The organism is Lactobacillus delbrueckii subsp. delbrueckii DSM 20074 = JCM 1012 (assembly GCF_001433875.1).
GTDB classification, from domain to species: Bacteria; Bacillota; Bacilli; order Lactobacillales; family Lactobacillaceae; genus Lactobacillus; species Lactobacillus delbrueckii.
Genome location: NZ_AZCR01000059.1, coordinates 1 through 9,160, shown reverse-complemented (window position 1 = coordinate 9,160; position 9,160 = coordinate 1). Strand labels below are relative to the sequence as shown.

Genomic DNA, 9,160 nt, shown 5'->3' with positions numbered 1-9,160 from the left:
TCTTCCTGCGGTTAATGGAACTATCGCGGAAAGCTTTCTAAGTCTCTCAGTCATTTACACAAGTTTTTATACTGAACCATTTTTTGCCTGCCACCAATCTCTTTAAAAATCAGTTCAATTGTAGCAAAAAAAACAGTTAAAGTACAAAAATAGCAGACCAGGTGGTCTGCTATTTTCAGTGATTCAGTTTGTTAGTCTCTAGGGACAGACGCTAGTTAACGTGAGCGTACTTGAAGTCCCAGTGGTCGCGCAGGTTTACCAAGCCCTTGATTTCTGGACGGACAATCCAGGCACTGGTGCTTGAGTAAAGTGGTGAAATACCAACGTCCTTCAGCAGAACGCCTTCAGCCTTGGACAGGTTGCTCCAGCGTTCAGAGTCTGAGCCAGTAGTCTTTGAAGCCGCGATCAGCTTGTTGTATTCCTTGTTGGACCACTTGCCGCCGTTTTGGGCGTTGGTGGAAGTCAGCAAGTCCAGGAAGGAGATCGGGTCGTTGAAGTCGGCACCCCAGGCAGAAACAACCATGTCGAAGTTAAGCGCGTTAGTTCTAGCCAGACGGGTCTTGAATGGCAGGTTCTGGGTGGTGATGGAGACTTGCGGCAGAGTTTCCTGGATGTTTGATTGCATTGCTTCAGTAGACTTCTTGGCACCATCGGTGTCGTCTGACAAAAGCTTGAAGCTCAGCTTGGAAACGCCAAGTTCCTTCATACCTTGCTTAAGGTACTTTTGGGCTTCCTTCTTGTTGTAGTAAGTGTAAGCTTCGTCACTCTTGGAAATCAGGCTGGTGTAGTCCTTGCCGTTAACCGTGGTCAGCTTGGCTGGAGTGAAGGTGTGAGCTACAGTGTTGCTGCCGCCCAGGACCTTGGTCAGGCTTTCCCGGTTAATAGCCATGGAAAGAGCCTTACGGATGTTGGCGTTTTGCAGGTACTTGTTCTTAGCCTGGTTGAATTGGATGTAGAAGGTAGTCCCACGTGGGTAGAGAGCATAACCCTTTACGCTCTTAAGCTGCTTGCTTTGTTCAGCGTCCAGGGCTACAGCGTCAAGCTTGTTTGACTGGTAGAGGTTGTAAGCAGTTGACGGGGTCTTTTGCACGCTGTAGTTGACCGCGTCCAGCTTGACATTCTTCTTGTCCCAGTAGTATGGGTTCTTCTTGAGCTTCCAGGACAGGTTTGACCCGCTCCAGCCGCTCATAATGTATGGCCCGTTGTAGACCATGTACTTGGAGGCAGTACCGTACTTGGAGCCGTACTTCTTGACTGCCTTTTCGTTTTGTGGGAAGAAGCTCCCGAAGGCCATCAGGTTGTTGAAGTAAGGAATCCGCCGGTCCAGGGTTACGACCAGCTTGTACTTGCCAACGGCCTTAATCCCCAAAGTTTCCGGCTTCTTCTTGCCGTTTTGGATGTCGGTGGCGTTTTTGATGCCTTCAAACAGGTAAGCGTATTGAGAAGCAGTCTTTGGGTCAACCGTTCTGCGCCATGAGTAGACGAAGTCTTGCGCGGTTACCGGGTCACCGTTTGACCACTTGTTGTCCTTACGGAGAGTAAAGGTGTAGGTCTTCCCGTCCTTGGATACCTTTTCGCTGGTTGCCATGGCCTTTTCCTGGCTGCCGTCAGACTTTGCCCGGTATAAACCTTCCATGGTGTTGATCAATTGGGTAAAGCTGGCAGAGTCAGTGGCCTTGGACAGGTCCATAGTCGGAATTTCAGCTGATTCTTCCCAGTTCAGTTCTTTTTTGTTAGATGAAGAAGATGAAGAGTTGCCGCCGCAAGCCGTCAAGGCTAATGCAGCCGTCAAGATGCTGCCGGCAGCCAAAAAAGTCTTAGTCTTTTTCATGCTGTCCTCCTTGAAAAGTTTACATTATCAAACACTAATTGTAGTTTAACAGAAAATACACAAAAAGAAACGCTTTCTTGTGACTATGAGCTAAAGATGAGACTGGACTGAAACTGTTGTTAAAGCAACCGTAAAATAATTAAAGACAACTTTAAGTATTAGTTCATTTGCTAGAAAACAGTCTAGTCTAACTTAAAAGCAGAATTGGCTGATTGTTTAAAGGAAGAAAGGTAAGTAAGAAGCATAGGAAAGAACTAGGCCAAAGATAAAGGGACAAAATTTTGCTTCTTCTCTGTTTTTGCCTTGACGAAAGGCCCGATCCGTTATACGCTAACAGTGTATTAGATAACTAGTGCAGCAAAGGGGTGTGCAAATGAAATTCAAAGACAACCTGCCGATCTACTTGCAGATTGAAGACTATATCTACTTGCAGATCGCCCAGGGCAAGCTGCAGGCCGGCGAGAAGCTGCCTTCAGTCAGAGCCCTGGCACTTGAATTGACGGTCAACGCCAATACAGTCCAGCGGGCACTTAGAGAAATGACGGCCAAGGGCTATATCTTTACCAAACGCGGCGAAGGCAGCTTCGTTACGACCGATGAAGGCCTCCTGGAGGAAATGAAGAGCAAATTGCTGAAGCAGGAGCTGGCGGCTTTCGTCAGCCGGATGGAGAAACTCGGAGTCAAAAGGGAAAGCCTGACTGGACTATTGGCCAGCTACTTAGATGACACAAGGGAGGAATAACATGAAGACTTTGGAGATTAAGGATTTAAGCTACCACAAGAATTCAAAGACGATTTTGGAGAGAGTTAACTTGACTTTGGAGGCCGGCAAGATCGTGGCCTTAGTCGGGGCCAACGGGGCCGGCAAGACCAGCTTGATGCGGGTGATCGCGGGCCTGGCCAAGCAGTACAAGGGCAGCGTGGAGGTATGCGGGGAAGCAGATGAAGACCGCCGCAAGCAGTACATCGCCATGACCGACAGCCTGTCCGCCTTCCGCGACTCCAGAAAGATCAAGGATGTCGCTGACTTTTACCGCCTGGTCTACCCGGACTTTGACGACAAGCAGTTTGCTGACATTCTGGAATTCATGAACTTGAATGAAGATGAAAGACTGGGCAGCCTGTCCAAGGGGATGAAGGAGAAATTAATCATCGCCCTGGTCTTCTCCCGCAAGGCCAAGCTCTACCTGCTGGATGAACCTTTCAGCGGGGTTGATGCCATGAGCCGGAAGAAGATTATCAAGTCCATGTTGCTTTGGAAGCCGGAAGAGGCGACCCTGGTCATCAGCGACCACGTCTTAGATGAAATCGCTCCGGTGATCGATGAGGTCGTTTTGATCAAGAAGCACTCAGTTTTAGAGCAGCGCAGTGCTGAAGAAATCCGGGCTGAACAAGAAAGCATCGAAGAGTGGTATGAAGGATTTTACGAGGGGGAAGAGTAATGATCGGTTTTAAGCAGACTTTCGCGGCCATGTTCAAGGAAAAGAGCCGGACGACCCGGCTCAGTCTGGGCATCGAGGCAATTTTTATCCTCTTGATCAGCTTGTACTTTGGCATCAGATACGGCTTTGGCAGCGACTCAGCCGGTATTGGCATCGGGATTGCCGCGACGGTGATCTTCTGCGTGGGCATTTGGTACCAAATTGACGTGATTATGGCGGCCTACCGGGTCAACCGGTCCCAGACCTGGCGGCAAGTGCCGGTAACAGCGGGCAACTTCCTAACGGCTAACGTGCTGACCGGGCTTGTGACCGCGGTTATCTTTGCCTTAGCTAACCTCTTGATCTTCGTAATTACCTTGCTGCCATTTATTTTTGGCGGGGAGATGCGGATCGATTCGCAAGCAGTGGCGACTTTCCAGCCTTACGTCTCCAGCATCAGCAACTGGCTGCTCTACATGACCTTGTTTGCCCTGGTCAGCTTTGCCGGCGACATCTGCTTCTGGCTGCTCATCACTGAATCAGCCAGCGTTTTGGGGGACTTCCTGCCTTTGAAGGGGAGAACGAGCAAGTTTGCCAAGGCAGTTATCCTGCTGGCCCTGCTGGCTCTTTTGTCCTGGGGCAGCAGCAGCATCTTGGGCGCGGTCATCCGCATGGTTTCAAATTCCGGCTTTGACTTCAACTTTGTCATTGACAATACTGGCCTGCACACGTCCCAGACCGACCTGGGCTTGCCGGTCATCAGCTGGCTCTACATGCTGGCTGAGCTGGTCTACGTGGCCATCTTGTGGGCAGCGGAATACTTCGTCTTCAAGAAGGGCGTTGAAGCCAAGAAATAAGCAAATAAGATTAAGTGACAAATGCCTGCCTTTGGTGGGCATTTTTGCTTGCCGTCAGGGCCTGATTTGCTGGTAAAGATTGAATTTTTTCCTTATTGCTAGTAAACTTAATAAGTTGAAGAATAGTAAGAAAGAGGCATAATTTTGGCTAATAAGAAAATCCGCGTGAGATACGCTCCGTCACCAACTGGCCACTTGCACATTGGTAACGCGCGTACTGCTCTGTTTAACTATCTGTTTGCACGTCACAACAAGGGGACTTTGGTTCTGAGAATCGAAGACACTGACACCGCCAGAAACGTTGAAGGCGGGGCTGAATCTCAAATCGAAAACCTGCACTGGCTGGGGATCGACTGGGATGAAGGTCCGGACATCGGCGGGGACTATGGCCCTTACAAGCAGTCTGAAAGAAAGGACATCTACCAAAAGTACATCGACCAGCTGCTCGAAGAAGGCAAGGCTTACTACTCCTTTAAAACTGAAGAAGAACTGGAAGCCCAGCGTGAAGAACAGCGGGCCATGGGGATTGCTCCTCACTATGTCTACGAATACGAAGGCATGACTGCTGACGAAATCAAGCAGGCACAAGACGAAGCCCGGGCCAAGGGCTTGAAGCCAGTTGTCCGCATTCACATTCCAGAAGGCGTGACTTACGAATGGGACGACATCGTTAAGGGCCACTTGAGCTTTGAATCCGACACTATCGGCGGTGACTTCGTCATCCAAAAGCGCGACGGGATGCCAACTTACAACTTTGCCGTCGTTGTCGACGACCACTTGATGGAAATCAGCCACGTGCTCCGGGGCGATGACCACATCTCTAACACGCCAAAGCAGCTTTGCGTTTACGAAGCTTTGGGCTGGGAAGCTCCAGTCTTCGGCCACATGACTTTGATCATCAACTCCGCTACTGGCAAGAAGCTGTCCAAGCGTGACGAATCAGTCCTGCAGTTCATCGAACAATACAGAGAACTTGGTTTCCTGCCAGAAGCCATGTTCAACTTCATCACTTTGCTGGGCTGGTCACCAGTTGGCGAAAGCGAAATCTTCTCCAAGCGCGAATTCATCAAGCAATTTGACCCGGCCCGTCTGTCCAAGTCCCCAGCTGCCTTTGACCAAAAGAAGCTGGACTGGGTCAACAACCAGTACATGAAGACGGCTGACAGAGATGAACTTTTGGACCTGGCCTTGCACAACCTGCAAGAAGCTGGCCTAGTTGAAGCTAACCCGGCTCCAGGCAAGATAGAATGGGTAAGACAATTGGTGAACATGTATGCCAACCAAATGTCCTACACCAAGCAAATCGTTGACTTGAGCAAGATCTTCTTCACTGAAGCAGAATACTTGACTGACGAAGAAGTGGAAGAAATCAAGAAGGACGAAGCTCGTCCGGCGATTGAAGAATTCAAGAAGCAACTGGACAAGCTTGACAACTTCACGGCCAAGAAGATCATGGACGCCATCATGGCTACCCGGAGGGAAACTGGCATCAAGGGCCGCAAGCTCTTCATGCCAATCCGGATCGCTACTACCCGGTCAATGGTCGGCCCTGGCATCGGCGAAGCTATGGAATTGATGGGCAAGGACACGGTCATGAAGCACCTGGACTTGACCTTGAAGCAGCTTAGCGAAGCTGGCATCGAATAAGCTAAAGAACAAAGGAAAAGGCTTTTACCGAGCGGTAAAAGCCTTTTTTGATGCAATCGATTAAATTGTTTGTTTTATTTTTTACCAGAGCCCCATTAGCCGCTGTAAAAGCAGGCTGACGGCTGTGATCCCGGCCCAGCAGGAAGCCCCGAGCAAGAGGGGCTTGGCCCCGGACTTGACAAGCTTGACGATGTTGGAGTTAAGACCAATCGCGGCCATGGCCATGACGATCATGAACTTGCTCAGCTCCTTTAAAGGCAGGAAGACATTGGCATTTACTCCATTAGCCAGGGCAAAGGTTGTGATTAAGGAAGCCAGGACAAAGTAGAGGATGAAGGCAGGAAAGGTCCGCTTCAAGCTGAAGCTGTTGTCCCTTTGCTCCTTTTTGGCGGTGAAATAGCCTAAGGCCAGGGTGATAGGGATGATGGCCAGGGTTCTGGTTAATTTGACGGTCACGGCCTTGTCCAGGGTCTGGCTGCCCAAATGGAACATGCTGTCCCAGGTTGCCGCCGCGGCAGTGACGGAAGAAGTGTCGTTGATGGCTGTCCCGGCAAAGATGCCGAAAGAAGTCCCCGAAGTCTGGTCAAAGCCCAGGAGCTTGCCAAAGATGGGGAAGAGGATGGCGGCCAGGACGTTGAAAAAGAAGATAACAGAGATGGCCTGGGCTACTTCGTCGTCGTCAGCGTCGATAACCGGGGCGGTAGCGGCGATGGCGCTGCCCCCGCAGATGGATGAGCCGACCCCGATCAAGGTTGAGATCTTGCCGGGGATGTTTAAAGACTTGTGCAAAAGCCAGGCGAGCAAGAGCGAGGTCGAGATGGTGCAGATGATAATCGGCAGGGACTGGCGGCCGGTCTTGACGACCACCTGCAGGTCCATCCCAAAGCCCAGGAGAACGACGGCTGTTTGCAGGATATACTTGGACGTCCACTTGATCCCGCTGGCCGCGCCTTTCTTCTCTTCCCAAAAGAGGGTGATGACCATGCCAAACAAGATGGCGAAGACGGCGCCCCCGATGACTGGCAGGGTCTTGCCTAAGAGCCAGGCGGGGGTAGCGATGGCCAGGCAGACCAGGATGCCGGGCAGATTCTTTTTAATCCAATTCATTTCTTTTTTGCCTCCAGATATTTTTTGAACATGCTTTAGTATAGTAGTAAAATGGTAGAAAATAAAATTATAGATTATTATCTGTCGATAAAGCAGAATTATTGTAAGGAGGCCGGGGATGCTGGATTTTCGCGTCAAAACATTTTTAACGGTCTGTGAGACCATGAACTTCACCCGGGCGGCTGACCGCCTGCATGTGACCCAGCCGGCGGTGTCCCAGCACATTCGCTATTTGGAGAAGGAGTACCAGGTCAAGCTTTTCAGCTACCAGGGCAAGAAACTGACCTTGACCGCGGCGGGAGAGAAACTCCGCCAGGCCATGCGGCAGATGCAGAGCGATGAGCGCCTGCTTAAAGCGGAAATCAAGCATGCTGACCTGCCGCCGGTCCGCTTTGGGGTAACCATGACCATTGGGGAATACGCCTTAGCCAGGCCCCTCAGCCGCTTTTTAAAAGACCATCCCCAAACCAATGTGGAAGTAGTCTACGGCAACACCCAGTTTTTGACCAAGAAATTGGATGAGGGGGACCTGGACTTTGCCCTAGTAGAAGGGGACCCGGCCAGGAGTTATGCCAGCCTGCGCTACCAAAGCGAGGACTTCATCGCCGTCTGCTCCCCAGATTTGTCTTTTGCCAAGGAGCCGGACCAGATCGCTGACCTTTTTGACCAGCGCCTTTTGGTCAGGGAACCGGGCTCAGGGACCAGGAAGATCCTGGAGGACAGCTTAGGCGCCCAGGGGCAGGAACTGAGCGACTTCAAGCAGTATGTCCAGGTCGGCAACATGCAGATGATTACCCAGCTGCTTTTGGCCAATTGCGGGGTCTCTTTCTTGTACCAGACTGCCGTTAGTGACCTTTTAAAGGCAGGAAAGCTGCGGAAGTTGAGTTTGCGGGACTTCCAGATCCGCCATGACTTCACCTTTATCTGGGAGAAGAACAGCCTCTACGCGGACCGCCACCAGCAGATCTGCGCGGAACTGAAGGCAAGCAGATAAGAAAAGACTTTTACTTGTTTTGGGTAAAAGTCTTTTTTGCATATTCTACTTGGTTAATTCGTAAATCGCTTCAGCATAGATGGCCAGGCTTTTTTCCAGTTCAGCCAGGCTGACGGATTCGTCGATGGCGTGGGCGCTGACGCCTTCCAAACTAATCTTTAAGCAATTACCATTTTCGCTAGCTGTTTCTTTGATTTCCCCAGTCAAGCCCTTTTTGGCCAAAAAGTCCGGGAAAGCTGCCGCAATTTTCGCAAGATTCTCGCCAGAGACGACGGCGGTCGCGGCGGCTGGGATCATGTTGGTGGCCTGGCCGGCAAGGCTTCCCCGTTGAACCACTTGGCATTTTTTCTAAGGTTAAAGGTCCAGGTCATTCCGTCCTTGCTTTCCTTCTAGGACTTGGCGATGCCGGGCAGGATCTTGGAGTTGTTGCCCAGGCGGACCAGGCCTTCCATGGTGGCGTCCAGCTGCGTAGCCGTCATTGTTCAAAGCTGGGTCCATGGTGGAGATTTCTCCGGCGGAGAACCAGTTTAAGACTTGCTTGGTCTTTGAGCTACTGGCAGAGGTGTTGGAGCAGGCGGAAAGCAGGCTGGCGGACAGGGCTAAAGTGATGATGGCTGATTTTTTATGATCTTTTCCTCGGTGTTTTCTAAAAATTGAATTGATCTAGAACTAACTTGTTTTCTTTTTTAAAAAGCAGCGAGGGGATGTCTTAAAAAGCAGCGAGGGGATGTCGGCCACTTAAGGCAGACGGGGTGTTTTTGAACATGTTTGACTCTTTCATGGCGGACTCCTTTACAAAATCATTTTTAAAGCTGGCAGAAAAAGAAAGATTAAAAAAAGAGCAAGAAACGGAGAGAAAGAAAAAATCGCCCCCAAGGAATTGCTTTCTTGAAGACGATTGTTAGTCGTGGCCCCACTTCATTTCATCAGCTGTCTCACGGCAACTGACCTTACACTGCCGCTGACTAGTCGCCGGAAAGGGCAAAGAAGGCCAGTTTCCAGGAACACCCAGGGCAGCCGTGGTAACGCTCGCTAGCGGGAAGGCCTACTTTATTTCGGCCAACCAGTTCTTAGATGTGTTTCGCCAGGTGGCTTTTGCTCAATCGCACCAACTTGAGCTCTCTGGAAAAAGCCGGACCTGGTTACTCTTCTAATTGATGCTTTTCTTAAAACGTTTTAATTTTTAGTTAATGTAATCTTAAAGCGTAAATAGGCTTCTGTCAATGATGTGACCCCCAAAATTGGGACAATTTAGTATTACGCCGTTAAGGTTGTTAAAACATGATTCCGATATTCAATCGGG

The 9,160-nt window shown here is 50.3% G+C and carries 8 protein-coding genes and 1 other annotated feature; of the genes, 5 read left to right on the top strand and 3 right to left on the bottom strand.

Going from position 1 to position 9,160, the window contains the following annotated elements; all coding sequences use genetic code 11:
• Window positions 1–211 precede the first annotated feature (211 nt).
• Window positions 212–1,831 carry a peptide ABC transporter substrate-binding protein gene (locus FD23_RS07280; RefSeq protein WP_052933738.1) on the bottom strand — a complete coding sequence of 540 codons (1,620 nt, stop codon included), beginning with the start codon at window positions 1,829–1,831 and terminating at the stop codon, window positions 212–214.
• Between the two features lie 373 nt (window positions 1,832–2,204).
• Between FD23_RS07280 and FD23_RS07275 the strand changes: the two genes are divergently transcribed.
• The 4 genes from FD23_RS07275 (at window position 2,205) to gltX (ending at window position 5,756) form a co-directional block, all read left to right on the top strand.
• On the top strand, window positions 2,205–2,573 hold the full coding sequence (locus FD23_RS07275) for a GntR family transcriptional regulator (protein ID WP_052933737.1): 369 nt from the start codon (window positions 2,205–2,207) through the stop codon (window positions 2,571–2,573).
• A 1-nt stretch (window position 2,574) separates the two neighbouring features.
• Window positions 2,575–3,273, top strand: a complete 699-nt coding sequence (locus tag FD23_RS07270) for an ABC transporter ATP-binding protein (protein WP_025896191.1) — start codon at window positions 2,575–2,577, stop codon at window positions 3,271–3,273.
• On the top strand, window positions 3,273–4,109 hold the full coding sequence (locus FD23_RS07265) for a hypothetical protein (protein WP_025896193.1): 837 nt from the start codon (window positions 3,273–3,275) through the stop codon (window positions 4,107–4,109). The genes FD23_RS07270 and FD23_RS07265 overlap by 1 nt, the downstream gene beginning before the upstream one ends.
• A 144-nt stretch (window positions 4,110–4,253) precedes the next feature.
• A complete protein-coding gene (gene gltX, locus FD23_RS07260) occupies window positions 4,254–5,756 on the top strand; it encodes a glutamate--tRNA ligase (RefSeq protein WP_052933736.1) in 1,503 nt (500 codons plus the stop codon).
• An 81-nt stretch (window positions 5,757–5,837) separates the two neighbouring features.
• Here the strand turns inward: gltX and FD23_RS07255 are convergent, their stop codons facing one another.
• The gene (locus FD23_RS07255; protein WP_025896195.1) at window positions 5,838–6,863 is read right to left on the bottom strand and encodes a YeiH family protein; all 1,026 of its coding nucleotides are present in this window, start codon (window positions 6,861–6,863) and stop codon (window positions 5,838–5,840) included.
• A gap of 118 nt (window positions 6,864–6,981) precedes the next feature.
• Between FD23_RS07255 and FD23_RS07250 the strand changes: the two genes are divergently transcribed.
• Entirely contained in the window at window positions 6,982–7,857 is an 876-nt protein-coding gene (locus tag FD23_RS07250; protein WP_025896196.1) for a LysR family transcriptional regulator, read from the top strand.
• 45 nt (window positions 7,858–7,902) lie between these two features.
• Here FD23_RS07250 and FD23_RS10685 read toward each other — a convergent pair whose 3' ends face one another.
• Window positions 7,903–8,193: a peptidase M20 gene (locus FD23_RS10685; protein ID WP_230844870.1), complete on the bottom strand. Its 291-nt coding sequence runs from the start codon at window positions 8,191–8,193 to the stop codon at window positions 7,903–7,905.
• A gap of 551 nt (window positions 8,194–8,744) precedes the next feature.
• Window positions 8,745–9,024 (bottom strand) — a binding site (T-box leader).
• Between the last annotated feature and the right edge of the window lie 136 nt (window positions 9,025–9,160).